This is a genomic window from Mesorhizobium sp. B1-1-8 (genome assembly GCF_006442795.2).
Classification (GTDB): domain Bacteria; phylum Pseudomonadota; class Alphaproteobacteria; order Rhizobiales; family Rhizobiaceae; genus Mesorhizobium.
Genome location: NZ_CP083956.1, coordinates 5,399,335 through 5,424,826 on the forward strand (window position 1 = coordinate 5,399,335; position 25,492 = coordinate 5,424,826).

Annotated in this window: 19 protein-coding genes and 1 pseudogene; 11 read left to right on the plus strand and 9 right to left on the minus strand. The window is 64.4% G+C overall.

Translation table 11 applies throughout. The features are described 5' to 3' along the window. Window positions 1–6 precede the first annotated feature (6 nt). The gene (locus FJ974_RS26335) at window positions 7–753 is read right to left on the minus strand and encodes an SDR family oxidoreductase (RefSeq protein ID WP_140536970.1); all 747 of its coding nucleotides are present in this window, start codon (window positions 751–753) and stop codon (window positions 7–9) included. A gap of 287 nt (window positions 754–1,040) precedes the next feature. Here FJ974_RS26335 and zwf point away from each other — a divergent pair, with 287 nt between their 5' ends. The 5 genes and pseudogenes from zwf (at window position 1,041) to FJ974_RS26360 (ending at window position 5,756) form a co-directional block, all read left to right on the plus strand. Further along, window positions 1,041–2,510 (plus strand): glucose-6-phosphate dehydrogenase, encoded by a 1,470-nt coding sequence (gene zwf / locus FJ974_RS26340; protein WP_140536832.1) that lies wholly within the window; start codon window positions 1,041–1,043, stop codon window positions 2,508–2,510. Next, a complete protein-coding gene (pgl, locus tag FJ974_RS26345; protein ID WP_140536829.1) occupies window positions 2,492–3,208 on the plus strand; it encodes a 6-phosphogluconolactonase in 717 nt (238 codons plus the stop codon). Before zwf ends, pgl begins: the two co-directional genes overlap by 19 nt. 60 nt (window positions 3,209–3,268) lie before the next feature. After that, entirely contained in the window at window positions 3,269–5,092 is a 1,824-nt protein-coding gene (gene edd, locus FJ974_RS26350) for a phosphogluconate dehydratase (protein WP_140536826.1), read from the plus strand. Window positions 5,093–5,147: 55 nt separating this feature from the next. Next, window positions 5,148–5,478, plus strand: a pseudogene (locus FJ974_RS26355) (type II toxin-antitoxin system RelE/ParE family toxin). Further along, complete coding sequence (locus FJ974_RS26360; protein WP_140536823.1) at window positions 5,475–5,756, plus strand: helix-turn-helix domain-containing protein; 282 nt, start codon at window positions 5,475–5,477, stop codon at window positions 5,754–5,756. The pseudogene FJ974_RS26355 and the gene FJ974_RS26360 overlap by 4 nt, the downstream one beginning before the upstream one ends. Before the next feature lie 203 nt (window positions 5,757–5,959). Here FJ974_RS26360 and FJ974_RS26365 read toward each other — a convergent pair whose 3' ends face one another. The 4 genes from FJ974_RS26365 to FJ974_RS26380 form a co-directional block, all read right to left on the minus strand. After that, on the minus strand, window positions 5,960–7,612 hold the full coding sequence (locus FJ974_RS26365; protein ID WP_140536820.1) for a vWA domain-containing protein: 1,653 nt from the start codon (window positions 7,610–7,612) through the stop codon (window positions 5,960–5,962). A gap of 84 nt (window positions 7,613–7,696) precedes the next feature. Continuing rightward, window positions 7,697–8,695: a GlxA family transcriptional regulator gene (locus FJ974_RS26370; RefSeq protein WP_140536817.1), complete on the minus strand. Its 999-nt coding sequence runs from the start codon at window positions 8,693–8,695 to the stop codon at window positions 7,697–7,699. Between the two features lie 17 nt (window positions 8,696–8,712). Further along, the gene (gene folD / locus FJ974_RS26375; protein WP_140536814.1) at window positions 8,713–9,612 is read right to left on the minus strand and encodes a bifunctional methylenetetrahydrofolate dehydrogenase/methenyltetrahydrofolate cyclohydrolase FolD; all 900 of its coding nucleotides are present in this window, start codon (window positions 9,610–9,612) and stop codon (window positions 8,713–8,715) included. Window positions 9,613–9,814: 202 nt separating this feature from the next. Beyond that, complete coding sequence (locus FJ974_RS26380) at window positions 9,815–12,178, minus strand: GumC family protein (RefSeq protein ID WP_140536811.1); 2,364 nt, start codon at window positions 12,176–12,178, stop codon at window positions 9,815–9,817. Between the two features lie 200 nt (window positions 12,179–12,378). On the opposite strand from FJ974_RS26380, the gene FJ974_RS26385 reads away from it, so the two are divergent. Further along, window positions 12,379–13,674, plus strand: a complete 1,296-nt coding sequence (locus FJ974_RS26385) for a lipopolysaccharide biosynthesis protein (protein WP_140536808.1) — start codon at window positions 12,379–12,381, stop codon at window positions 13,672–13,674. 3 nt (window positions 13,675–13,677) lie between these two features. Here the strand turns inward: FJ974_RS26385 and FJ974_RS26390 are convergent, their stop codons facing one another. Genes FJ974_RS26390 through FJ974_RS26400 form a run of 3 tightly spaced genes read right to left on the minus strand, consistent with a single transcriptional unit; the run spans window position 13,678 to window position 16,561 of the window. Continuing rightward, the gene (locus tag FJ974_RS26390; protein ID WP_140536806.1) at window positions 13,678–14,604 is read right to left on the minus strand and encodes a DUF6492 family protein; all 927 of its coding nucleotides are present in this window, start codon (window positions 14,602–14,604) and stop codon (window positions 13,678–13,680) included. Continuing rightward, on the minus strand, window positions 14,601–15,395 hold the full coding sequence (locus tag FJ974_RS26395; RefSeq protein WP_140536803.1) for a WecB/TagA/CpsF family glycosyltransferase: 795 nt from the start codon (window positions 15,393–15,395) through the stop codon (window positions 14,601–14,603). The genes FJ974_RS26390 and FJ974_RS26395 overlap by 4 nt, the downstream gene beginning before the upstream one ends. After that, window positions 15,392–16,561, minus strand: coding sequence for a glycosyltransferase family 4 protein (locus FJ974_RS26400; RefSeq protein ID WP_140536800.1), 1,170 nt, complete (start codon window positions 16,559–16,561; stop codon window positions 15,392–15,394). The genes FJ974_RS26395 and FJ974_RS26400 overlap by 4 nt, the downstream gene beginning before the upstream one ends. Before the next feature lie 168 nt (window positions 16,562–16,729). On the opposite strand from FJ974_RS26400, the gene FJ974_RS26405 reads away from it, so the two are divergent. From FJ974_RS26405 to proC, 3 genes are read left to right on the plus strand one after another with little or no spacing between them, the layout of a single operon-like run. Next, complete coding sequence (locus FJ974_RS26405) at window positions 16,730–17,743, plus strand: glycosyltransferase family 2 protein (RefSeq protein WP_140536797.1); 1,014 nt, start codon at window positions 16,730–16,732, stop codon at window positions 17,741–17,743. Beyond that, window positions 17,712–19,088, plus strand: coding sequence for an O-antigen ligase family protein (locus tag FJ974_RS26410; RefSeq protein WP_140536795.1), 1,377 nt, complete (start codon window positions 17,712–17,714; stop codon window positions 19,086–19,088). The genes FJ974_RS26405 and FJ974_RS26410 overlap by 32 nt, the downstream gene beginning before the upstream one ends. 25 nt (window positions 19,089–19,113) lie before the next feature. Continuing rightward, a complete protein-coding gene (proC, locus tag FJ974_RS26415) occupies window positions 19,114–19,929 on the plus strand; it encodes a pyrroline-5-carboxylate reductase (protein ID WP_140536792.1) in 816 nt (271 codons plus the stop codon). On the opposite strand, the gene FJ974_RS26420 is transcribed toward proC, so the two are convergent. Then, window positions 19,904–21,244 (minus strand): NAD(P)H-dependent oxidoreductase, encoded by a 1,341-nt coding sequence (locus tag FJ974_RS26420; protein ID WP_140536789.1) that lies wholly within the window; start codon window positions 21,242–21,244, stop codon window positions 19,904–19,906. The genes proC and FJ974_RS26420 overlap by 26 nt on opposite strands. A 614-nt stretch (window positions 21,245–21,858) precedes the next feature. On the opposite strand from FJ974_RS26420, the gene FJ974_RS26425 reads away from it, so the two are divergent. Both FJ974_RS26425 and FJ974_RS26430 read left to right on the plus strand, forming a co-directional pair. Then, window positions 21,859–23,316, plus strand: coding sequence for a TolC family protein (locus FJ974_RS26425; protein ID WP_140536787.1), 1,458 nt, complete (start codon window positions 21,859–21,861; stop codon window positions 23,314–23,316). A gap of 30 nt (window positions 23,317–23,346) precedes the next feature. Beyond that, entirely contained in the window at window positions 23,347–25,479 is a 2,133-nt protein-coding gene (locus tag FJ974_RS26430; RefSeq protein ID WP_140536784.1) for a type I secretion system permease/ATPase, read from the plus strand. Window positions 25,480–25,492: the final 13 nt, after the last annotated feature.

Consider the following 25,492-nt stretch of genomic DNA (forward strand, 5'->3'; position numbering starts at 1 on the left):
ATCCACTCAGATGCAGCGACCGCCGTCGACCTCCAGGGCCACGCCGGTGATGAAGGCGGCTTCATCGGACGCCAGCCACAGCGCTGCATTGGCGATGTCGAGCGGTGTCGACAAACGGCCGAGCGGGATCGAGGCGCGGAATTTCTCGCGGATCTCCGGCGTGTCGGCGCCCATGAATTTTTCCAGCATGCCGGTTTCGCCGGCAACCGGGCAGAGGCAGTTGACGCGGATGTTCTTCGGCGCCAGTTCCACCGCCATCGACTTGGTGGCGGTGATCGCCCAGCCCTTCGAGGCATTGTACCAGGTGAGGCCCGGCCGCGGCCTGATGCCGGCTGTGGACGCCGTGGTCAGGATGACGCCGCCGCCTTGCCTGTCCATGATCGGCACGACGGCGAGGGCCGCGTGATAGATCGCCTTCATGTTGACGGCGGTGATCAGGTCGAAGGTTTCCTCATCGACGCCCAGCATGTCGCCATTGCGGTGCGTGTAGCCGGCGTTGTTGACCATGATGTCGATGCGGCCGAAGGCGCTCTTTGCGGCATAGACCATCTCGTCGAATTCGGAACGCTGCGAAACGTCGGTCTGGGTCCAGATTGCATTGCCGCCGATCTCCTCCGCCACGCGCTCGGCGCCCTTGGCATTGAGGTCGGCGACGACGACCCGCGCGCCCTCTTGCGCAAAGCGCCTCGCCATGCCTTCGCCGAAGCCGGACGCCGCGCCGGTGACGATGGCGACCTTGTTCTCAAGACGCATGGTTTTCCCGCTCATTGCGATCATCCTACTTTTTGGCGAGCGCGGCTGCCGGCAGAGATCGCCATTCTCCCTTAGCTTTCGTCACATTCGCGTTCTATGTTGCAGTTGCGAACGCTGCCGGAGACTATTCGCTTGCCGACAAGCCTGCCGGTAGCGCGCGTGTCAAGGACGCATGTGGACCCGTTCAAAAGCAAGCGACTGGTCCTGCATGTGACACCGTGGCACTGGAAGATTTAAATCGATTAGAATAATATCCCCACGCTGCCCGGCATCAAATCGGACTGACCATGACCAGCCAGATCATCCCCGTCGATCCTTTCGACTTCATCATCTTCGGCGGCACCGGCGACCTGTCGGAACGCAAGCTTCTGCCCTCGCTCTATTACCGTCAGCGCGACCACCAGTTTTGCGAGCCGACGCGCATCATCGGCACATCGCGCGCCAAAATGAGCGACGAGGAATTCCGGGCCTTCGCCAAGCAGGCGATATCGGATCATGTCAAGCCGGCCGATATCGACGCCAAGGAGCTGCAGACCTTTCTGGCGCGGCTTTCCTATGTGCCGGCGGATGCGACCACCGGCACCGGCTTCGACAAGCTGAGGAAGGCGATCGGCGACAGCGAGCGCATCCGCGCCTTCTATCTGGCGGTGGCGCCGGCGTTGTTCGGCGATATCTCGCACCAGCTCAAGGAGCACAAGCTGATCACGCCGAACTCGCGCATTGTGCTGGAGAAGCCGATCGGCCGCGACCTCGCCTCGGCGCGCGCGCTCAACGACGCCGTCGGTGACGATTTCCACGAAAACCAGATCTTCCGCATCGACCACTATCTCGGCAAGGAGACGGTGCAGAACCTGATGGCATTGCGCTTTGCCAACGCACTCTACGAGCCGTTGTGGAATTCCGCCCAGATCGACCATGTGCAGATCACCGTGGCCGAGACCGTCGGCCTTGAGGACCGCGTCACCTATTACGACAAGGCGGGCGCGCTGCGCGACATGGTGCAAAACCATATCCTGCAGCTGCTTTGCCTGGTTGCGATGGAAACGCCGTCGTCGATGGACGCGGACGCCGTGCGCGACGAGAAGCTGAAAGTGCTGAGGGCACTCAAGCGCATCAACGGCAACGAGGCGCCGAAGCACACTGTGCGCGGCCAGTATCGCGCCGGTGCGTCCTCGGGCGGGCCGGTGAAGGGCTATGTCGAGGAACTCGGCAAGGACAGCAACACCGAGACCTTCGTCGCCGTCAAGGCCGAGATCGGCAATTGGCGCTGGGCCGGCGTTCCCTTCTATCTTAGAACCGGCAAGCGGCTGGCGACCAGGGTTTCGGAAATCGTCATCGAGTTCAAGCCGATCCCCTATTCGATCTTTGGTGACAGCGCCGGACCGATCTTCGCCAACCAGCTGGTCATCCGGCTGCAGCCCGACGAAGGCGTCAAGCAGTTCATCATGATCAAGGATCCGGGACCCGGCGGCATGCGGCTGCGCCAGATCTCGCTCGACATGAGCTTTGCGCAATCCTTCGACGGGCGGGCGCCCGATGCCTATGAGCGGCTGATCATGGATGTGGTGCGTGGCAACCAGACGCTGTTCATGCGCCGCGACGAGGTCGAGGCGGCGTGGAAGTGGATAGACCCGATCCAGGATGCCTGGGAAAGCGCCAGGCAGGAGGCGCAAGGCTATACCGCCGGCACCTGGGGACCCTCGGCCTCGATTGCGCTGATCGAACGCGACGGACGGACATGGCACGAGAGCAATTGAGCCAGCCCGCTTACCACTGGAACGGCTTCGCCGACCGCGATGAATTGGCGGAGGCCTTTGCCGGCCAGGTCGCGGCGCGCTTGACCAATGCCGTCGCCGAGCGCGGTACGGCGCTGCTTGCCGTGTCCGGCGGCACGACGCCGGCGAAGTTCTTCGCCGCGCTGTCGTCGATCCCGATCGCCTGGGACAAGGTCACGGTGACGCTGATCGACGAGCGTTTCGTTCCGGCCTCATCTGCGCGCTCCAACGCCGGGCTGGTGGCGGCCAATCTGCTCAAGAACGAGGCCGCGGCAGCGCGCTTCGTGCCGCTGTACCATGAGGCGGCAAACATCGAAGACGCGGCGGCTGCGGACAGCGAGGCGCTGACATCGCTGCCCTGGCCGCTCGACGTCGCCGTGCTCGGCATGGGCGCGGACGGCCACACCGCCTCGTTTTTTCCCGATGCCGACAATCTCCCGGCATTGCTCGATCCGGCCGCGCAAAGGATCGTGCTGCCGGTACACGCTCCGAGCGGCGGCGAGCCGCGGCTGACGCTGTCGATGGCGCGAATCGTTGCCGCGGGGTTGGTCGCGCTCCACATCGAAGGCGAGGACAAGCGCATTGCCTTCGATAGCGCGATGAGACCGGGTGCGAAAAAGCCCATTCGCATGGTGCTCGAAGCGGCGCCGATACCAATAGAGGTGTTCTGGGCACCCTGATTTCAACATGACGGCCCGGCGGCGATGGGAGGACGCTTGCCGGGCATGAAAGGACGGACCATGACAGCCAGACGCGACATCGAAGCCATCACGGAACGCATCCGCCAACGCTCGAAAGCCGGACGCGAGGCCTATCTCGGCCGCATCGCCAACGCCTCCAGCCGCACCGCCAACCGCGCGGTTCTCGGCTGCGGCAATCTCGCCCATGGTTTTGCCGTCTGCAGCCCGTCGGAAAAGGTCGCGCTCGGCAGCGATCAGGTGCCGAACCTCGGCATCATCACCTCCTACAACGACATGCTGTCGGCGCATCAGCCCTTCGAGACCTTTCCGGCGCTGATCAAGGAAGCGGCGCGCGAGGCAGGGGGCATCGCCCAGGTCGCCGGCGGTGTGCCGGCAATGTGCGACGGCGTCACGCAAGGGCAGCCAGGTATGGAGCTGTCGCTGTTTTCGCGCGACGTGATCGCCATGGCGGCGGCGATCGGCCTATCGCACAACATGTTCGACGCCGCCGTCTTCCTCGGCGTCTGCGACAAGATCGTGCCGGGGCTGGTGATCGCAGCATTGACCTTCGGCCACCTGCCGGCGATCTTCATCCCGGCGGGGCCGATGACGACCGGCATACCCAATGACGAGAAGGCCAAAATCCGGCAGCTCTATGCCGAGGGCAAGGTCGGCAGGGCCGAACTGCTCGAAGCCGAGTCCAAATCCTACCATGGGCCTGGCACCTGCACCTTCTACGGCACCGCCAACTCCAACCAGATGCTGATGGAGATCATGGGCCTGCACACGCCCGGCGCCTCCTTCGTCAACCCCGGCACGCCGCTGCGTGACGCGCTGACCAAAGAGGCGGCGAAGCGGGCGCTCGCCATCACCGCCATGGGCAATGCCTACACGCCGGTCGGGCGTATGATCGACGAGCGCTCGATCGTCAACGGCGTCGTCGGCCTGCACGCCACCGGCGGCTCGACGAACCACACCATCCATCTGATCGCCATGGCCGCCGCCGCCGGCATCGCGCTGACCTGGCAAGACATTTCGGACCTGTCGGAAGCCGTGCCGCTGCTGGCCAGGGTCTATCCGAACGGGCTCGCCGACGTGAACCATTTCCACGCCGCCGGCGGACTCGGCTTTCTGATCCGCGAACTGCTCGACGAGGGCATCCTGCACGAGGACGTGCAGACGGTCTGGGGCGAAGGCCTGCGGCCCTATGCGGTCGAGGCCAGGCTCGGCGCCGACAGCAGCGTCGTACGTGAAGCGGCGCCCCTGGAGAGCGGCGACGAAAAGGTGCTGGCGCCGTTCAAGAAGGCGTTCCAGCCGACCGGCGGCCTGAAAGTGCTTGCCGGCAATCTCGGCCACGCCGTGATCAAGACCTCGGCCGTCAAGCCCGAGCGGCGCGTCATCGAGGCGCCGGCAAAAGTGTTCGACAGCCAGCAGGGACTGAACGATGCCTTCAAGGCCGGCAGCCTGACCGGCGACTTCATCGCCGTCATCCGCTTCCAGGGGCCGAAGGCCAACGGCATGCCGGAACTGCACAAGCTGACCACGGTGCTCGGCATCCTGCAGGACCGCGGCCAGCGCGTGGCGCTGGTCACCGACGGGCGCATGTCGGGTGCCTCCGGCAAAGTGCCGGCGGCGATCCATGTGACGCCGGAAGCGGTCGAGGACGGACCGATCGCCAGGATCCACGACGGTGACATGATCCGGCTCGACGCCGATGCCGGAACGCTGGAGGTGCTGGTGCCGGGGACGGAATTCGCGCTGCGGCGCACAGCGGACGCCGATCTCATCGGCAACGAATTCGGCTTCGGCCGCGAACTGTTCGCCGGCTTCCGGCAACTGGTCGGACGCGCCGACCACGGGGCGGCGGCGTTCGGCAATGCCTGACGTTCCTATGAAAAGCAACTTGCGCTGACTATACAAAATTCTGTATAGTTGTCGCGTGAAGATGCTTAAATTCCAGGGTAGCGCCCTCAGCGATCTGCGCGCCTTTCCAAACTCGGCACGGCGTGAAGCAGGCTACCAGCTCGATAAGGTACAGAACGAGCAACCTCCGACCGACTGGAAGCCTATGCCTACGGTCGGCAAGGGGAGTACTGGAAATCAGAATCAGGGACGAGACCGGCGCATTTCGGGTCATCTATACCGCCAAATTTGCCGAAGCGATCTACGTACTGCATTGCTTCCAGAAGAAGACACAGAAGACCAGCAAAACAGATTTGGATTTGGCCGCAAAGCGCTACGGCGATCTTATGAAGGAGCTAGGCCAATGAGCAATGAAACTTTTGCAAGTGTGTGGGACGCCGTCGAAGACACTCCCGCCGAAGCAGAGAACATGAAGCTCCGCTCCACGCTCATGATGGCGCTGGAGCGGCATATTCGAGCAAAGGGCTGGACACAGGCCGAAGCCGCGCGCCGGCTTGGCGTGACGCAACCGCGCGTGTCCGATCTCCTGCGCGGGAAGATCAACCTGTTCGCCCTCGACACCCTCGTCAATATGGCGGTCGCGGCCGGGCTTCATGTCGAAGTGCGCGTCTCGGAAGCGGCCTAGAGCGTTTCACCGTTTCGCGGAAACGGCAAAACACTCTATCTCTTTGTTTTTACGCAATTCCGGACGTGAAACCGTGTCACACTTTTCCTGGAATTGCTCTAATCGGCGAAGCCGAGTTTCGCTGCGTTGCCGAGATGGGCATTCCGCGACTCATTCGCGGAATGCCCGGGCTGTCCGACTGGAACGCAGGTATGCTGCGGTTATTATTGGACGGTGAGTTCGTTCCGCTCGCCGGCTTTCACCGTCGCGGCGCCTTCTTTCGTGCTGTTATCCGATTTCTCCGAGACGACAGCATAGTCGCCGGCTGGAATCGCCGCCTGATATTTCTCGTCATAGGCGTAGCCAAGCGACTTGCGCTTGCCGTTGACGTCCTTCTTCGCCTCGAAAACCTCGATCTTGGAGGCGCCGGGCGCGGTGATCGCCAGAACGCCGGCATTCATGGTGATCTTCAAATCCTGATCGTGGCCAACCTTGATGCTGAAGGGCTGCTCGACGACCGCAAGATCGACGGTGGCGATTGCCACATAGTCATCCGGCGGCAGCCAGAATTTGCTATCGGGCCCATAGGAGTGCTCGATGCTTTCGCGTGTGCCGTCGATCTTCTTCTTCGCCTTGACGATCTCGAAGCCGATGCCGGAGCCATCGGCCTTGTCGCCGCCGGCGGTATAGAAGGCGTTGACGACGAGGTGGCCGACGCCGACGATCACATCCTTCTCGACCGTCTGCCCGGCCGCGAGCTGAATGGTTTCGGTGACCTTGCCGCTGCCGATCGTCACCGTGACCTTCTCCTCGCCGGCCGGCAGGATGATCTTGGTATCGCCATAGGTCGTCGTGTGATCACCCGGATAGGCGAATTCCAGCGCCGCACCGTCGGCAATGTCAGCCCCCTGACTTGGCCGCGGATGAAGGATCAGCGTGCCGGCATTCAAGGTGAAGAGCGGCTGGTAGACCTGGCCTGCCTCGATCTTGATTTTCTGCTCTGTCCTGGCCTGGCCGTCAGATGCGACGACGACGTAATCGCCGGGTTCAAGATTACCCTTATAGGCGCCGTATTCGGTGGTGACGGAATCGCCGCGTGTGCCGTCGGGCTTGGCCGTGTAGATCTCCCAGGCGTTGCCGTCGGTGACCGGATCGCCGCCTTCGGCGAGCACCACGCTCGGCATGAAATTGAACTCCGGCTTGGCTGGCTCGGTCGCCGGTGCTTGAGCCGGCGCAGGTTCGGGCGCGGGGGCCGGCGCCGCTACGGTCTCGACCAGCGCTTCCTGCAACGCCTTCTCGTCGGAGGCCTGGATGTATTTGCCGCCGGTGTTGTCGGCCAGACAGGCGATCTGCTTGCCCTCGTCGGCGGTGAGGCCGAAGCCGACGACGTCGGCGGTGAAGTCGACGCCTGAGGCTTCCAGTTCCTTGCCGAGCGCGCACGGGTCGCCGCCGCAGGTCTCCAGCCCGTCGGTGATAAGCACGACGGTCGCCTTGTCCTCGGTATATTTCAGCGCCTCGGCGGCCTGCTTGACGGCCGCGGTCAGCGGCGTCTTGCCCAGGAATTTCATGCTGTCGGCGGCGGCCGTGATCGCGCTGGCCGAGCCCGCCTGCGGCGGCACGATCAGCTCGATGTCGTCGCAACTGCCCTTGGTGCGATGGCCATAGGCCATGAAGCCGATTTCATCGTCGGCCGGCACCGACTGCAGCACCATGCGCAGCGATTCGCGCGCGATTTCGAGCTTCGGCTTGCCGTCGATCTGGGCCCACATGGAGCCCGATGCGTCGAGGATGATGATGACCTTATTGGCGGCAAAGCCAAGCGTGGTCATTGACAAAAGGAGGATCGCCGCAGCGACGCTCCGTGCCAGTCCCGCCATGAAAATCACCTGAACCCCGTGTCCGCGCCAGGAAGCTATTTGAGCTCGCGTCAGGACACAAGGCCAACGGGGCGCCTGCCAAACTCAATAGGTGGTGCGGCGCTCTTCGGACGGCGGGCGGCCGAACTGCAGCCGGTAGCTCTGCGCGAAGTAGGAGTGCGAGGTGAAGCCGGTGGCGATCGCCACGTCGAGGATCGGCATGTTGGTCTGGCGCAGCAATTCGCGCGCCCGCTCCAGCCTCAGCCGCATGTAGTAGCGGCCCGGCGTCACGCTGAGGTGGCGCAGGAAGAGGCGTTCGACCTGGCGCACCGAGAGGCCCGCCGACTTGGCAAGCTGCACCGCCGAAAGCGGCTCGTCGAGATGGTCTGCCATCAGCTCCACGATGCGCCGCAGCTTCTCCGACTTGCCGGTGAGATCGCGCTCGGGCCCGACGCGCTGGCGGTCGCCGGCCGAGCGGATGCGCTCATGCTGGAACTGGTTGGCGACGCCGTTGGCGAGGTTGGAGCCGAAATCGCCGCGCACGATTTCCAGCATCAGGTCGATAGAGGTGGTGCCGCCGGCGCAGGTATAGCGCTTGCGGTCGATCTCGAAGACGTTGCCGGTGCAGTTGATGTCCGGAAAGCGCTCCATGAATCCGGCGCGGTTTTCCCAGTGAATGGTGCAGCGATAGCCATCGAGCTGCCCGGCTTCGGCAAGCAGATAGGAGCCGACCGACAGCGCGCCGAGCGCATTGCCGCGCCGGCCCCAGCTGCGCAGCGCCGCCAGCACCTTGCTCTTGCCCGGGAATTCGATGGAAAGGCCTACGGACACGAACAGGATGTCGACCGGCGGCAGATCGGCGACGGCATAATCGATCTTGAGCGGCAGGCCGTTGGATGCCATGACCGCGTCGCCGTCGGCGGACACGGTGGTCCAGCCATAGAAATCGCGGCCGAGCAGACGGTTGGCCGAGCGGAAGGTGTCGATTGCCGCGGCGAGCGAAAACATCGAGAACTTGTCGACCAGCAGGAACGCGAACTGCCGACCGCCTTGAACGGGATCGTTCGTGACCGGCCGTTCGACGGAAGCAGTAAGGTTAGGCAATGCTTGAGGCTTTCCGGTCAGAAGGACGGCCGCTTCATCCCGGCCGCGAGGTAGGCGGAAGCTACAGTGTTCGCCATCAGCATGGCAATGGTCATCGGCCCGACGCCACCGGGAACCGGCGTGATGGCGCCCGCCGCCTTCGCCGCCTCGGCATAAGCGACGTCGCCGACCAGCCGTGACTTGCCCTCGCCCTTCTCGGGCGCCGGTATGCGGTTGATGCCGACATCGATGACGGTGGCGCCGGGCTTGACCCAATCGCCCTTGACCATTTCCGCGCGGCCGACAGCGGCAATTAGAATGTCGGCGGTGCGCGCCAGCGCCGGCAGGTCCTTGGTGCGGCTGTGGGCGATGGTGACGGTGCAGTTGGCCGCGAGCAGCAGATTGGCCATCGGCTTACCGACGATGTTGGAGCGGCCGACGACGACGGCGTTGAGGCCGGACAGATCCTTGCCGCGCACGCGCTCGATCAAGAGCATGGAGCCGGCCGGCGTGCAGGGCACGAAAGCCGTCTCCAACTCGCCGGTGCCGAGCTTGCCGACATTGATGAAATGGAAGCCGTCGACATCCTTCTCCGGCGCGATGGTCTGAATGACCTTGCCGGCATCGATGTGCCCCGGCAGCGGCAATTGCACGAGGATGCCGTGGATGGACGGGTCGGCATTGAGCTCGCCGACGATCCTGAGCAGTTCGGCCTCCGAAGTCTCCGCCGGCAGGGTATGCTGAAGCGAATGGAAGCCGCATTCCTTGGCAGTGCGCGATTTCGAGGCGACATAGACCTGGCTTGCCGGATCCTCGCCGACGATCACCACCGCCAGGCCCGGCCTGGTCGCGTCCTTGGCCGACAGCTCGGCGGTCAGCGCCTTGACCTTCCGCACCACGTCCTCGGCGACGTTCTTTCCGTCAATCACTTCGGCCATCACTCACCTTCAACACTGTTTTACGGCGCACATGACGCGCAGCCCGAACCCTCAGCCCGGCACGTCGAACCGCCGGCGCCAGCCTGGGAGCGTCCGAGATGCCGCGCGGCATTCTCACGAAAATTCAACAGCGCAATCCCGTCAAAGCGTCGTCGGATGCCGTTAACCCGCAACCGGCTGCTTTTATCGGACGCGGTGCGTTTTAGAAATAGCGGCGGCGCGAGCGGTTTTCGGTGAGCTCGCGCACCGCCTCGCGGAATTCGTGCAGGCCGGCGCGGATCTCGTCGATCTGGCTCTGCTGGTCGCCCGGCGCCGCGGCCGGATCGGGCTCCGGCGACTCGAACCGCTGCCCGGCATAAGGCGCCGCCGGCCCGGAATACCAGTAGCTCGACGCGTCGTCGGGCTGCTGCTCCTCGGGATAGGCCGGCGCGGGCGCCAGCTCAATCGCTTGCCGAGGCTGAGCGACCGGTTGCGCCTGACGTACCTCCGGCACGGCGGCGCCGCCGGGCAAAACGGGATCTGCAGCGGCCGGTTTTTCCGCCCTTGCCGGCATGAGATTGCGCAGCGCGGACGTCAGCGACCCAAACAGCCCGGGCCGTCCGGCATCGCCAGCCGGCGGCGGCGCGGATGGCGGAGCAGGTGGCAGCGCGGATGGCTGCGTGAACGATGGAGCCGCAATCGGCGGAGCGGTGCGGTATGTCCTGTCCTCAGCGGCAGGGACACGCTCCTGGGTGCCTTGGCGCGAGGCGGGCACGCGCTCTTCAGCCTCGCGGCGCGAGCGGGCGTTGGCCGCTTCACGCAGGCTTGCATAGGCGCCGCGCAGCCCGCCGAGGCCAATGCCGGCAAAGAGGCCAAGCAGCAACCCGGCCAGCACCATCACGGCGCGCGACGGCCCCTTGGCTTCCAGCGGCGGATAGGCCGGCGATATGACGCTGACATTGGCGGTGTTGATGTCCTTCTGCTCGCCGGTCTCCTTGGCGCGCAGCAGATATTGTTCGTAGACGGAGCGCTTGGCGGCCGCCTCGCGCTCAAGCTCGCGCAGGGAAACCAGGTTGTTGTTGACGTCGCCGCTCTGCACCTTGGCCTGCGCCAGGCGCGACGCAAGATCCTGCTCGAGTTGGACCGAACGCTTCAGGTCGACCTGCAAGGAGGAGGCGATGCGCTGCAATTCGGCGCCGATGCGTTCGCGTGCGCCGGCAAGCTGGGCGTTAAGCGCCTGCAATTGAGGATGGCGCGGCCCGAATTTGATCGCGGCGCTGTCGGCCTCCTGCTTCAAGGCCGCATATTGCGAGCGCAGTTCGCTCATCGTGTTGGAACCGATCTCTTCCGGCAAGGTGCCGTTCAAGATTGAATTGACGTCGAGCGAGCGTGCCGAGGCTGCGCGGGCGTTAAGTTCCAAGGTGCGTGCGCGGGCAACGGAAAGCTGCTCGTTGAGCTTCAGCATCTGGTCGTCGCTGATCAGGTGACCTTGCGCATCGACGAGATCATGCGTGGCTCGGAAATCCTCGACCGCGCGCTCGGCCGTCTCGACGCCCTTGCGCAATTCGCTGAGCCTGCCGGTCAGTTCGTCGGTGGCGCGGCCAGCGGTCTTGGACTGGATGTCGCTGGAGATCTGCTGGAAAGCGCTGACCATGGTGTTGGCGATCAGCGCCGATTTTTTCGGCTCCTGGGTGGTGGCGGTGACCGAGACGACGAAGGTCTTGCCGCCACGCTCGACGTCGAGCTTCTCCGCCAGATTGCCAACCGTCAGCCCGCGGCGGCGGGCCTCGTCGGCCGGACCCTGGGCATCCTGCCGCGATAGGATCGAGCGGAGCATCGGCATCAGGCCGATGCCTGCCTCGCCCTGCCCGTTGAATTCCGGATCGTTGGTGAGATTAAGGTCGTCGACGACCTTGTTCAGGACCATGCCCGAGGTGAGGATGCGGACCTGGTTCTCGACGATGGCCAGCGTCGCATCCGAGGCGACCACGTTCTGCGTCAGGTCGCGATCGGTGAGCTTGAGGTCGCGCGGGTCGATGATGACGTCCGTCGTGGCCTCGTATTTCTTCGGCGTCGACAGCGCGATGGCAATGCCAAGTGCCGCGCCCAAAATCGTGGTGGAAAGGATCAGCGCCCTGGAGCGGGTGATGCCGCGAATGACCTGCATCGGGTCGATCAGCGGCTTCCATTCCTGAGCATCCTGATCGTCGCCGCCAAGCGGTCGCCTTGCGTATCGAGGCTCGACTGCGGCTTCCGTATTACGGTTCGCGGAAAGTCCCTGCTCCGGCGGTTCGGGCTGCGCGTCTCGCGCAACCCAGTCGTATTCGGCCTGCATCGGGTCCGAAACCGGTTCGGCCTGATACTGGCTGGGCGCCGCCGCATTCTCGGACCGGAGCTTCGAGGGGCTTTCGCGCCCGGCGCGCGCGGCGCGGTGCCGGGCGGCGGCGTCCTGGCGCCATGACGGGTCGGCCTTGTCGCCTATCGAAACCAGCGATGCGTCCGCGCTGTCCTCGCCGCGCACGGCTTCGCCGAGCGCCAGCAGGGAGCGCTCGCGCCTCCAGTCCTCACGGTTTTCCCTGTCGACCATTGTCTTGGAGCTTACTCTCAGGCGGCTTGGAGCGGCGGTCGGCCAATCGTTAAGCCACGCTAAACAGGCATAGGAAACAAAAGGTTAATTTTGACCGCCGGAAAGCAGAGTTTCTCGCTTTGATTGTATGTCCGCGCGGGAGCGAAATCGCACCGCCAGAACGGCACGTTAAGCTTTCCGCCCTAAGTTTTGGCCGACCTATGACCCAGACCAGCGACATACCGCACAGGCGGACCCTCGCGCGGATCGGCACCTTCGTGGCCGCACGCCGCAAGCTGGTTTTAGACTATTTCTCGGCGATCAGCGGCGCCGGCGGCCGGCTGGTGTTCTCGCTCGCCTATTTCATTGCGCTCGCCAACACGCTCTCGATCGCCGAATTCGGCATGTTCGCCACGGCGTCGGCCGCAGGCATCATGCTGTCGCGCATCCTCGCCTTCGGCTTCATCTCGGCGCTCTACCGCACGGCGACGATCCGACCCAAACTGATCGGCACCTTCACCGCCGGTTTCCTGCTGCTCGGCGTGGTCTCGCTGCCATTTCTGGCCGCCGCCTCCTACGCCGTCTACCTGATCTTCTTTGCCGGCACCGTGCCGCTTCCGGTCTTCGCCGCGGTCGTCTTCGCCGAAGCGCTGCTGTGGCGGCCGGTCGAGGTGGCGCTGATCGTCAACAACGGTCTCGGCAAGTTCGGCCGCGCCGCTGTGCTGGCGATCCTGGCGACGGCCTTACGGGCGCTCGGGGCCGTGCTGTTCATGCTTGCCGCGCAGCACAGCGTCAATGTCTGGTCTTGGTATTATATCGGTGCCAACGCCGCATCGCTGATCGTCGCCTTCGCCTTCTTCTATCCGCGCCAGCGGCTGAGATTGCGCTCGGAGCTCTATTTCAGGCGGCTCGCCGATTCCATCTATGTGGCCGGATCGGAGGTGCTGTTTTACCTGCAGATGGAATTCGACAAGCTGCTCGTACTTTCGATCGGCGGCGCTCATCTTGCCGGTATCTATGCCATCATCATGCGGCTGGTCGACCTGACGGCGATCCCGATCCGCACCTTCTCGATGATGCTGGTGCAGCGCATGATGCGGGCGCCCGAGCTTTTGTCGCGGCTGACGGTCAAGAGCGGCATCGAGGGCGGCGTGTTCCTGGTCTCGACGCTGGCGCTGCTGGCGCTCGGCATCGTGCTGCACTTCTTTCCCAACGCGCTGGGCAGGAACGTCGCCGAGGCAGCGCCCCTGGTGGCGCTGGCGATCTTCGTGCCGGGTCTGCGCAACCTCGTCGAATACCAGGCCGAGCTTCTGTTCGCGCGCGGCCAGACCGCCGTCAGGGCGATCAATCTCGGCCTGCTCGCCGGGCTGAAGGCTGTGCTGTTGACCTATGTGCTGACGACCATCCTCGACACGCCCAAGCTGGTGCTGTCGCTCAACGTCGTCTTCCTGCTGCTTTACCTGGCCTCGATGCTGCTGACCTATTCGGCGATGCGCCGCCCGGCCAAAGCCATCTAGATCCTACATGTCGAGTCCGATCAGGCGGCGGATGCGGCCGACATCGGTGCCGATAAAAGACTGCATGCCGATCGCCACCTGTTCAGGCCCCATGTCGGCGACAAAGCGGCGAAACGCGTCATCCGATAGCGCCTCGCCGTTCCAGTGGACGCGGCAGAATTCCTCCGCGCCGTGGAAATGGCCGGCGCCGTCCAGCACGTCATCGACATAGCGGCCGTAGATCATGCATTCGGAGAATTTGCGCGCCGAGCCGACGACGCTCACCCAGTCGCGGCCGTGCATTTTTTCGATCCGCTCGCACATCGCATTGACCGTCTCACGGCGCCAGGCGATCAGCGTCGAGATATAGTCGTGCGTGGAGACGCTGGGTGGATCTATGCCAAGCGCCGCGCCGGCATTGCGCGACCAGACGCGGTGCTCGTCATGACCGTTATTGGACAGGACGCCGTCGCGCCGGAACAGCCGCACCTTGCCGTCGCGCCATAAGACGCCGGTGTCGAACGGTTTGAGGAAGGCGACATCGGAATCGCAGAAGACGAGCACGTCTTCCTTCGCATGGCCGGCAATGGCGACGCGACGCAGTTGCTGCACATGCCAGCCGCGCAGCGGCTGGGTGCGCAAGCTCAGCCAGACGCGGCGGCGAAACAGGCTGAGTGGATCGTCGAACACCCGCAGCCAGCGGGGCAGCAGGTCGCGCTCGTCGATGACGGTGCGACGGCTCGATTCCAGCTGGCGAAACTGCGCCACGTCGCGGTGCTCGACAAGAATGTAGTGCCGCGCCACGCCGGTCACGTGGCGGTCGATGGTTTCGCACAGCAGCCGGCAGCGTTCGAAATCCGGCGCGTAGCTCGCCGTCACGATTGCCGCGGAAGGCGTGCGCGGCGACGGCTCGGCGGTGGTAGCCGCGTCCGGTACGAAACGGCTGTTCACCGGCGCGCCTCCACCGGTTGCGGCCTGTGCGCCAGTTTCTGCTTGAAGACGCGCCACAGGAAGAGCGGGTTGCCGACCACGTAGCGGCGCCACAGGCGGCCGGGTTCGATACACAGCCGAAACAGCCATTCGAGCCGCAGGCGGCGCATCCATAGCGGCGCGCGCGGCACCGTGCCGCTGAGGAAATCGAGCAGCGCGCCGACCGCGATGGGCAGCGTGCAGTGACGCTGGTCGATGTGGCGCTCGATCCACAACTCCTGCCGCGGCACGCCCATGGCGACGAGCAGCACGTCGGGCCGCAGCCTGGCGATGCGCTCGATGATCTTTGGCTCCTCGGCGGCGGAGAAATAGCCGTCATGGATGACGACGAATTCGTGTTGCACGGCAAGCGTCGAGAGCTTGACGGAGGCCGCCTCGGCGCTGACGCGCGTCGCGCCGAGCAACGCCACCGTCAGCGGCCGTTTCGAGGCCTGGAGGAAGGCCGGGATGAAATCCGTGCCGTTAAGGTTGTCCGGGAACGGCGCGCCATAGAGCAGCTTGGCCGCGATGTCGACGCCGACGCCGTCCGGCAGGATCAGGAAATCCTCGAGCGCTGCGGCAAAGACCGGATCGGTGTAGGCGATGTTTGCGTTGTGGGCGTTGAGGAAGCTGACCTTGGTGAAACGCCGCTCGGCAATCAGCCGGGCGAGCAGCGCGATGGCGTCATCCCAGCGGATGGCCAGCACTGAGATGCCGAGGATGGACCTCAACGTGTCGAGACCGAAGGCGGCGCGGGCGGCGTGCATGTTCATGCAAACGCCTCCTGTCTGACGGCGCCGAGCTTGCTCAGGCCCAGCCCGATCGACGCATCGAGCGCCTTGAGCTGACGGCGGTGGAAGGCGCTGCCGTCGACATCCTGCACATCAGCGGCTGCCTGCTCGAGCGCCGCGGCGAAGGCAACCGGGTCGTCGGTCACGACGCAATTGTCGGGGCGATAGCCGATGCCGCGCAGCGAGCGGCTGGTGGCGACCGATGGCAAGCCTAGCTCGAAGGTTTCGATGGTCTTGAGCTGCACGCCGCTGCCGGCTGTGCTGATCAGCGGAATGACGGCGGCGCCGCGCACGAAGGCTTGAGCGTCCGCAACGCGGCCGACGAATTCAACGCCGGGATGGGTGGACGTCACGCCTGACGGCATGTTGCCGGCCACCCTGATGCGGAAATCGGGCCTCAGATGCGGCACGACCTGGGTAAGAAACCAGTCGAGACCGATGCGGTTCGGCTGCCAGGTCCAGGTGCCGATCAGCGCCGCGTCACAGTCGATGCGGCGCGGGACTTTTTTCGCGGCTTCGGCGCGGGTCACCAGCGGCAGCACGGCCGAGCGATCGTCGGAGGCAACGCCGAGCGCGGCTCGGTCCTCTTCGGCCAGGGTGAATACGAAGCGCGCGGCGCGGCAGAGGTGCTCCTCGACAACCTTGAGCAGCCTTGCCTCGCGGCGAAACAGCCAGCGTTGCAGCGCGCTGCCCGCCGCGGCGGCATTCTCCTCGGCCGAGCGGTGCTCGACATTGTGGGCAACGAAGATCGACGGCCGGTCGGCAAAGAGCTCTTCAAAGGCGCCGGCGAACTGCACGGAATTGAGCACATAGCCGTCGAAGGGGCCGGCGCGCTCGATCGCGGCGCGGATTTCGCTATCGGAAACGACGCGCAGCTTCGCCGAGGCGAAAGTGAGGCCGGCAAGTATCGCCTTACCGACCCAGGCCAGCTTCCGCTGCGGCGGGGCGCTTTGCGTGCGCACGTCGATGGCGCCGAGAACGATGGTGTTTTCGGGATCGGCGGGTATTTTGCCGGGCCAGATGAAGCCGATCACCGTGACGCGCACGCCGGCACGCCGCAGCGCGGCGATGATCGCAGCATTGGCGATCTCGTAGCCCGAGGCGAGAGCGCCGTCGGGCACGATCGATGTGGCGAACAGCAGATGCATCTCACCTATCCAGTGCGACCCAGTTAGCAAACCGGGGTGAACCCTTGATTAAGTGAACCTGATCAGCGCCCGGCGCTTCAGGATTCAAGCTTTGACCGCCCAAGGTGATTAACGAAACGTTATCACCGCGGTGCTATCGAGGGATCGAACTCACGCGGCTGGAAACGGATGATCCCTTTGCCATCGGACGTTTTGGTATCGATCGCGGGGGTATCGATCGCGGGGCGGTCTCCGGGGCTTGTCGCGGAGACTGTCGAGGCGGTCGTCACGCTGCCGACATTCAAGCGGCCGCGGCTGCTGCTGGAAACGCTGGCATCGCTCAAAGGGCAACGCACCGACAGGCGTTTCGCCGTCATCGTGATGGAAAACGAGGCCGAGGCGCACGAAGGCGCCAGGGCGGCGCTTCCGCTGTTCGAGCGCGCGGAAATGCCGGGCGTTGTGATCGTCGCGCATGAGCGCGGCAATTGCAGCGCCTACAATGCCGGCTGGCAGACAGCGATCCTGCATTTCCCCAATTTCCGGCACCTTCTGGTCATCGACGACGACGAGATCGCCGATGCCGATTGGCTGGAGCGCATGTGCAAGGCAGCCGAGACGCTAGGCGCCGACATCGTCGGCGGGCCGCAGGTGCCGGTCTTCGCGGATCCGAGCCATGGCAGATGGGCCGAGCATCCGGTCTTTGCGCCGCCCTACCGGGAAACCGGCCGCGTGCCGGCGCTCTATTCGTCCGGCAATCTGCTGATCGGACGCCACGTGCTGACGGCCATGGGGCCGCCCTTCCTCGATCTGAAGTTCAACTTCATGGGCGGCGGCGACGCCGATTTTCTGAGCCGCGCCGCGCAGAAAGGCTTCGTTCTCGCCTGGTGCGCGGAGGCGAGGGTCAACGAAACGGTTCCGGCCCGGCGCGTCGAGGCCGACTGGATCCGCGCCCGCAGCCTGCGTAACGGCGTCATCTCCACTTTGGTCGAGAAAAAAAAGCGCGCCGGCACACCGTTCGCCGGCGCCAAGGTGTTTTTGAAGAGCCTGGCGCTGCTTGCCGCCTCGCCGGTGCGCGGCGCCATCCGGCTGGTGCGCACGGGCTCGCTGGCGACGGGCCTCTACCCGGTCTATGTCGCGATCGGCAGGGTGCTTGCCGAATTCGGATATGCCAATGAGCAGTACCGACAGCCTGAGAAGAACTGAGCGCGCGCCGCTCGGCGCCGCTTTCACGCGCGACGGTATCGCGACGGCGATCGCCGCACTTCTGTTTGCCGTCATCATGGTCTCGTTCCGGCCTTTTCAGCCGGCCGGCGCGGAGCTTACCGGCGAGGGCGGCGACATCGTCAACCAGCTCGGCTTCGGCTCGCTCGGCGCTGTCTCGATCTTCTCGCTGCTCGCCTTCGCCGACCCGCGCGTGGTGCGCTCGCTGCTCAGCCCGTCCTGGATGCTTATGCTGGGCTTCTTCTTCCTGTCGGTGGTGCTGGCCACCGATCCGCCCGTGGCGATGCGCGCCGCCTCCTTCACCATGATCGGCATCATCACGATGGCGGCGATCCTGGTCGTGCCGCGCGACGCCGATGCCTTCGCCAGGGTCATCATCTTCACCGCCGTCGTCGTCATGGGGCTCTCCTATGTCGGTCTCATCATGTTTCCGCACGAAGCACTGCACACAGCCGACTCGCAGGAGCCGCAGCATGCGGGCCTGTGGCGCGGCGTCTTCACCCACAAGAACATCGCCGGGCCGGTCATGGCCTGCTTCAGCTTCGCCGGGCTCTATATCTACCGGCGCGGGCAACGCTGGTGGGGCGCCGGCATCTTCTGCGCGGCGATGTTCTTCATGCTGCACACTGGCTCGAAGACGACTGCCGGCCTGGTGCCGTTCTCGATCATGATCGTGGTGCTGCCGAGCCTCATCGGCATGCGGCTCGGCACGCCGATCCTGTTCCTGGTCGCGATCGGCGCGACCGCGGTCGGCACGCTCGGCATCGTCTTCATCCCGCCGGTGAAACATCTGGCGGCGATCTATTTCCCGGACCTCACCTATACCGGCCGCACGACGCTGTGGGAGTTCGCCGGCGAGATGCTGGCCAAGAAACCCTGGACCGGCTACGGCTATGAAAGCTTCTGGGGGACGCCGCTGCTGCTCAACCAGGACCAGCCCTTCGACCGCGCCTGGGACATCCGCACCATCGTGCACGGCCATGACGGCTATCTCGACATCGCCGTGCTGATGGGCATCCCGGCGCTGTGCGTGGCGGTCTACACCTTCCTCATCGCGCCCTTGCGCGATTATATGCGCATCCCGGCGCGCAAGGAGAACATCTTCCTCGGTGACTTCTTCATGATGGTCGTGCTGTTCACAGCGCTGAACGGCTTCCTCGAAAGCTTCTTCTTCCACCGCGGCGACCCGGTCTGGCTGTTCTTCGTGCTGGGCGTTCTGGGCCTCAGGCAGGTCTCGCTGCGGCCTATCCCCGTTCGCAGTCCGCGCCAGGCCAGGACCATCGATCTCCCGCCGACAGGACTTTCCCGCCGCCAGCCGAACGTCTAAGGAGAGCCAACTCGCGGAGGTTTTCATGACGATCAGGCTCGTTCTCGCCGGTTGCGGCAATATGGGTTACGCCATGCTTTCGGGCTGGCTGAAGGCCGGCAAGCTTCCGCCGGCGGAGGTCTTCGTGGTCGAGCCCAATGCCGAATTGCGCCACCTCGCCGAAGCGCTGGGCTGCCGCGCCGCCGCCGACGCTGACGGCATCCCGGCCGATGCCGTGCCCGATCTTGTCGTCATCGCGGTGAAGCCGCAGGTGATCCGCGACGTGACGGCTGCTTACAAGCGCTTTGGCGGCGGCCTCACGACTTTCGTCAGCATCGCCGCCGGCACGCCGGTCGCCACCTTCGAGGAGATTCTGGGCAAGCTTGCGCCGATCATCCGCTGCATGCCGAACACGCCGGCGGCGATCGGCAAGGGCATGATGGTGGTGTATTCCAATCCGCTGGTTACCGACGACGTCCGGCGTTTCGTCGCCGAATTGCTTTCGGCGAGCGGCGTGGTGACGACGATCGACGACGAGGGACTGATGGATGCGGTAACGGCGGTCTCCGGCTCCGGCCCGGCCTATATCTTCCATTTCATCGAGGCGCTGACGACTGCCGCCGAAACGGCAGGGCTGCCGCCGGCAACCGCAAAGCTGCTCGCCATGCAAACGGTCTATGGCGCCGCCTCGCTCGCCGCCGAAAGCGATGAGGAACCAGGTGTGCTACGCCGGCAGGTGACCAGCCCCAACGGCACAACCGCCGCCGCCCTTGCCGTGCTGATGGGCGAGGACCGGCTGACCAAGCTTTTGACCGAAGCAGTGGAGGCGGCGCGGCTCAGGTCGGTAGAGCTGGGGCAGTAACTTTTGCCCCATAGAGCATCTCGTCCTGCCGCTTGCGCAGGGCATAAAGCCTAGTGGTCTGATCCGGCGCGGCATTGTCCGTCGTCAGCAGTTCGCCCTTCCTGACCGGCTTCAGCACCGTGCCGCCTTCGAGCAGGCCGACCGGCACGGCGCGGCTGGCGCGGGCCTCGGCGACGGTCATGGTCCAGGAGCGGTAGCAGGTCTCGCCTATGGCGTCGAACGTTTCGCCCGCGGCAAGATCGCGTTTGGCGACGGCGCAGACTTCGGCCACCGGCCTCGGCAACGGCACCATGTCGGGCCGGCCGTAGAGCATGATCCGGGCGGCGGTCAGCGGCACTTCCAGCGAGGTCAGATGATAGGGCCTGAAGAAGCTGTAATAGGGACCGTGGCCGACATGGAGATCGTTCATGCGCTCGACGATGCGCGGGTGCGTCGCCTCGACGATGACGAAGACGCCGGGCGCCACACCCTTGCCGACGGTGTAATCGACGACGCCCTTCCTCGACAGGATGCCGCCGTCCGCACGCGGGATGAGCACCCTGGCCAGGTCGTCGCGGTCGGCCTTCGGGCCGTGCATGCCCGCGACATCCGGCACCAGGCCGGTGGCGTTGGCGATGGCGCACATCTCGACCATGGTCTTCGAGCCATCGACGAACTCGACCAGCATGCGCGGGTTCATGTTGCGGCGTTCCGCTTCGTCCCGGTAGTCGTCCGGCACGGCATCGTGGTTGAGCGGATTGTTCTTGCCCTTGCCGGCGGAGACGATGGTGTAGCCGAGCGCCGAGGCGAACTCGATCAGTTCCATGCAGCTCGACGGCTCGTCGCCGGCGCCGACCGAATAGACGACGCCCAGGCGGTCGGCCTGCTGTTTCAGATAGCAGCCGATGGTGACGTCGGCTTCGACATTCATCATCACAAGATGCTTGCCGTGCTCCATCGCCATCAGGTCGAAATCGGCGGCGACGCCCGGCTTTCCCGTGGCGTCGATGACGACATCGATCAGCGGGTTGGTGACCAGCATCTCGTTGGAGGTGATGGCGATCTTTCCGGCCTCGATGGCCTGGCTGACCCTGGACGCGGTGCCTGCCTCGGCGGCCATCGCCTCGTCGCCATAGGCGATGCGGATCGCCTCGCGGGCGGTATGCGGCCGGCGCGTCGCGATGGCGGCGACCGAAATGCCCGGCATCAGCATGCCCTGCGTGACCAGATCGGTGCCCATCTCGCCGGAGCCGATGACGCCGATGCGCACGGGGCGGCCTTCGGCGGCGCGCCTGGCGAGGTCGCGGGCAAGCCCGGTCAGGGCGACATTTGTCATACAAGAACGTCCATGCTTTTTGCTTTCAGCCCGCAATACAGGCAACGATGCCCGTTTGCCAACAAAACCAGCCGCGCATGGCAATTTCCGGCGCCAACGTTGCAGAACCGGAGCAGATTTTTCGCAGCAATCCGCGGCGTTCTGATTTTGCGGCAAGACGAGCTAATGCTCGAAAAGAGCAACATTCAGGAGGAGGCCGGAAATGACGGAATTCACGCCGGGGTTCGACCTGAGAGGCAAGGTTGTTCCGCTCACCGGCGTGGCAGCCCTGGGCGGAGGGCCTCCCATGACGTGCGAAAGGCGTTGCCCGCTGCGCAAATATGACAGACAAAGCCAGCAATAATGAGCAACCGATTCCAAACGCGAAGCTGCAGTTGTCAGGAAAGTATCCGTTCACGGCTAATTGGCAGTCCGGCAGCGCGACGTTTATGTGCCATTTTTGTTACATGCGCCGAGGCTTATGACCGGAATTCACGCTTTTAGACGCGTCTAATCCATTAAACGCTCACATCCCCGAAAAATCTGATAGATACTGGCCGCAAGCTCCGGTGGCAGGCTTGGGCAAATAAGCGCCGACAAAAACAATAAGGCGCGGGGATAGTCACGGGGTAAAAATGACCAGGACGGGTAAAGTGACCGTCGGCTGGCGCTTTGCGCTCGCCATGACGGTGTCGATGCTGGCTTGCGGGAGCGCCGGCGCAATCACACTCAAGGAAGCCGTAGCAGTCGCGGTCGAGTCCAATCCGGAAATTGGGCAAGCGATCGAAAATCGCGAAGCGATCGAATTCGAACTGCGCCAGGCGAAGGGCCTCTATCTTCCGAGCGTAGACGTGGAAGCGTCGACCGGCGTTCGCCGCCTGGACAATTCTTCCCGGCGCGCGCTCGACGAGCAGCACGACGCTCTCTACCCGAACGAGGCGGACCTCACCGTTTCGCAGACGCTTTATGACAGCGGGGCAAGGCGGGCCGAATTGGACCGGCAGGCCTCACGCGTCGACGGAGCGTCTTTCAGGGTGCTGGAACGCTCCGAATTCATCGGGCTTTCCGTAGTCCAGGACTATCTCGAATACATGCTGCAGGCATCGATCGTCGCCGAAGCGAAGAAGAACCTCGCCTTCCACCAGTCCATTCTCGGCGACATCAAGCAAGGCATCGCGGGCGGCGCGCTCAACGATGCCGACCGGCAACAGGCCGAGGAACGCCTTTATGCCGCCAAGGCGCGGATGCAGGAGGCAACTGAAGAGCTTGAAGCGGCCAAGATCCGCTTCTTCAAGAATGTCGGCAAACCGCTGACCAATCCGTCGCGGCCGGCCGATGTCGCGGCCGCGCTGCCGCGGTCGCTCGACGACGCGATCGGCCTCGCCAGGCAGAACAATCCGCGCGTCCATATGGCCAACAGCGACATCGATGCCGCCGCGTCGCTGGTCGACGCCGCGCGGGCCAAATACGGCCCCACGATCACCGCCGAGGGAGTCGCCCGAGGTGGATATGACATCGACGGCGACAATGGCGACACCAGCGACCTGCAGGCACGCCTCGTGCTGCGCTGGAACCTTTATCGCGGCGGTATCGACAAGGCCAATGAACAGGAACAGATCCGCCGCACCAGCGAGCAGCGTCTTGCGCTGCATCAGGTGCTGCGCGAGATCGAGGAAGCCGTCCGCACATCGTGGGACCGCCGCTTCCGCCAGGCCGAATTGGCAGGGACGCTGAGGCTGCAGGCCGCAACCAACGAAAAGCTGGTTGCGTCCTACCGAGAACAGTTCAAGGTCGGACAGCGCTCGCTGCTCGACGTGCTCGATGCGCAGAACACGCGTTTCAATACCGCAACGCTGGCCGACACTTCGTCCTATGCGTCGCTGTTCGCCGAATACCGGCTGCTGGCCGCGACCGGGGAGTTGCTGAAGACGCTGAACATCCAGCCGGCCAAGCAAGCGGCGGCCTACGCGCGAACGGAATTCGGCGTGCCGAAAACGGCCGATACCGAAACCTATGCGCGAACGCCGTCGGAGCAGAAGAACGATCTGCCATTCGACATTCTCGCGCCGGTCAGGAAGAAGCAGCCGATGTAAGTATCGATCATTGGTCCTTCGGGGCGGATCGTGAATCAGCAGCCAAATATCCTGTCGCCCAAGGAGGCTTTCAAAGCCTGCTTCTCGGCCATTGCCGCCTATCTCGGCAGGCCGAGCGCGGAGACAGTGCTGTTTGCCGGAGTGCCGATTTCGGACACGCGCATCGAGCCGGACGACATCAGGCATCTGGCCGAACGCATCGGCCTCGAGGTCCAGGAATTCAGCCACCGCGATTTCGCGCGCGGCCGTGTCGATCTTCCGGCCATCGTCTTTCGCGTCAGCCAGTTGCCGATTGCGCTGCTGGCGGAGATCGAAAACGGACAATATCTGACGGCGCCGCAGGAAAACGGCCGCACCACGATCGGCAGGTCGGAACTCACCGAAAGCTATATCAGCGGCGGCGCCTCCTTCTCGATCACCTACGCCAACACCACCGAGGAGATGACGGTGGACTCGGCGCCGCGGATCGAAAGGCGGCATTGGCTGACCGGAACGATGGGGGCGTTCTGGCGCACCTATTCGAAGGTCGTGCTGTCGGCGGTCTTCATCAATCTGCTGGCGATCGCCTCGCCGATCTTCACCATGAATGTCTACGACCGCATCCTGCCGAACAAGGCGATCGCGACGCTTTGGGTGCTGGCGATCGGCATCGGGGCGGCCATCCTGTTCGATCTGCTGCTGAAGACGGCGCGCGCCTCGCTCATCGACTATGCCGGACGCAAGGCGGATCTCAGAATTTCCTATCTCCTGTTCGAGAAGGTGCTCAATTCATCCCTGTCGGCGCGGCCGGGATCGACCGGCGAATACGCCAACCGCGTCACTCAATATGAGTTCGTGCGGGAGTTCTTCACCTCGAATACCATCAGCGTCTTCATCGACACGGTCTTCGTCTTCATCTTCCTGCTGGTCATCTATGCCATTGGCGGCTGGCTGGTGATCATACCGGCCCTGGCCTTCGTCATTTCCATCATCGTCGGCCTGGTGACGCAGCGGCGCATCGGCAAGCGGGTCGCCGCCTCGATGAACGAGGCGGCGCAGCGCCAGGCGCTGCTGGTCGAATCCATTTCCACGCTGGAGACGATCAAGTCGCTGCGCGCCGAGGCCTATCTGCTGCGCAAATGGGGCGAGCATTCGAAGAACGCCGCCAACACGTCGGAGAAGATCAAGGAGCTTTCCGCCGCCGCCGGCAACATCACCGGCGCCATCCAGCAGCTGGTGACCGTGGCGCTGGTGGTGGCCGGAGCCTATGCCTTCTCGGACGGCCAGGTTTCGACCGGCGCGATCATCGGCACGGTGATGCTGGCCGGCCGGGCGGTGGCGCCGCTCGGGCAGATCGCCATCACGCTCGCCCGGTTCCGGCAGGCGACACTGTCGCTCAGGATCGTCAATGCCATCATGTCGCAACCCGAGGATCGGCCGGACACGGTCGGCTTCGTCAATCGGCCGATACGCAGCGGCGCGGTCGTCTTCAGGAATGTCGGCTTCGTCTATCCGGGCACCGAGAACGAGGTGCTGAGCGGGCTGAACATATCGATCAGGGCCGGCGAGCGGATCGGCATCATCGGCCGCATCGGCTCGGGCAAGACAACGATGGGACGGCTGGTCGGACGCCTCTTTCTTCCGACCTCCGGCGAGCTGCTGCTCGACGGCATCGACATGCGCCAATACCACCCGTCTGAAGTCCGCGCCGCGGTCGGCATCGTCGCGCAGGCCGGCGACCTGTTTTCGGGCACCATCAAGGAAAACCTCCTGATGGCTGCCCCGGAAGCGACGGATGAGGAGATCATCGATGCGGCGAAGGCAGCAGGCGTCGACGACTTCGTCTCGCGCCATCCGCGCGGCTACGACATGAATGTCGGCGAGCGGGGCACCAATCTATCGGGTGGCCAGAGACAGGCGGTGGCGATCGCGCGGCTGCTTCTGACCAAGCCGAAGGTCGTCTTCCTGGACGAGCCATCGGGTTCGATGGATCTGGCCTCGGAACGGCAGCTGATCAAGCAGCTCAAGGTGGCGTTCGACCGCAACACGACGCTGATCGTGTCGACCCATCGCTACAGCATGCTGGAGCTGGTCGAACGCCTCATCGTCATCGAGCAGGGCCGCGTGGTTGCGGATGGCGCGAAGGAACAAGTCATCCAGGCGCTGCAAAAGGCGAATGCCTGAACGGAACAAGGCA

What these genes read in the sequence shown, in the direction of transcription:
- FJ974_RS26335 (WP_140536970.1), bottom strand. Translation starts at nt 753, where the DNA reads ATGCGTCTTGAGAACAAGGTCGCCATCGTCACCGGCGCGGCGTCCGGC.
- zwf (WP_140536832.1), top strand. Translation starts at nt 1,041, where the DNA reads ATGACCAGCCAGATCATCCCCGTCGATCCTTTCGACTTCATCATCTTC.
- pgl (WP_140536829.1), top strand. Translation starts at nt 2,492, where the DNA reads ATGGCACGAGAGCAATTGAGCCAGCCCGCTTACCACTGGAACGGCTTC.
- edd (WP_140536826.1), top strand. Translation starts at nt 3,269, where the DNA reads ATGACAGCCAGACGCGACATCGAAGCCATCACGGAACGCATCCGCCAA.
- FJ974_RS26360 (WP_140536823.1), top strand. Translation starts at nt 5,475, where the DNA reads ATGAGCAATGAAACTTTTGCAAGTGTGTGGGACGCCGTCGAAGACACT.
- FJ974_RS26365 (WP_140536820.1), bottom strand. Translation starts at nt 7,612, where the DNA reads ATGGCGGGACTGGCACGGAGCGTCGCTGCGGCGATCCTCCTTTTGTCA.
- folD (WP_140536814.1), bottom strand. Translation starts at nt 9,612, where the DNA reads ATGGCCGAAGTGATTGACGGAAAGAACGTCGCCGAGGACGTGGTGCGG.
- FJ974_RS26380 (WP_140536811.1), bottom strand. Translation starts at nt 12,178, where the DNA reads ATGGTCGACAGGGAAAACCGTGAGGACTGGAGGCGCGAGCGCTCCCTG.
- FJ974_RS26385 (WP_140536808.1), top strand. Translation starts at nt 12,379, where the DNA reads ATGACCCAGACCAGCGACATACCGCACAGGCGGACCCTCGCGCGGATC.
- FJ974_RS26395 (WP_140536803.1), bottom strand. Translation starts at nt 15,395, where the DNA reads ATGAACATGCACGCCGCCCGCGCCGCCTTCGGTCTCGACACGTTGAGG.
- FJ974_RS26400 (WP_140536800.1), bottom strand. Translation starts at nt 16,561, where the DNA reads ATGCATCTGCTGTTCGCCACATCGATCGTGCCCGACGGCGCTCTCGCC.
- FJ974_RS26405 (WP_140536797.1), top strand. Translation starts at nt 16,730, where the DNA reads ATGATCCCTTTGCCATCGGACGTTTTGGTATCGATCGCGGGGGTATCG.
- FJ974_RS26410 (WP_140536795.1), top strand. Translation starts at nt 17,712, where the DNA reads ATGAGCAGTACCGACAGCCTGAGAAGAACTGAGCGCGCGCCGCTCGGC.
- proC (WP_140536792.1), top strand. Translation starts at nt 19,114, where the DNA reads ATGACGATCAGGCTCGTTCTCGCCGGTTGCGGCAATATGGGTTACGCC.
- FJ974_RS26420 (WP_140536789.1), bottom strand. Translation starts at nt 21,244, where the DNA reads ATGACAAATGTCGCCCTGACCGGGCTTGCCCGCGACCTCGCCAGGCGC.
- FJ974_RS26425 (WP_140536787.1), top strand. Translation starts at nt 21,859, where the DNA reads ATGACCAGGACGGGTAAAGTGACCGTCGGCTGGCGCTTTGCGCTCGCC.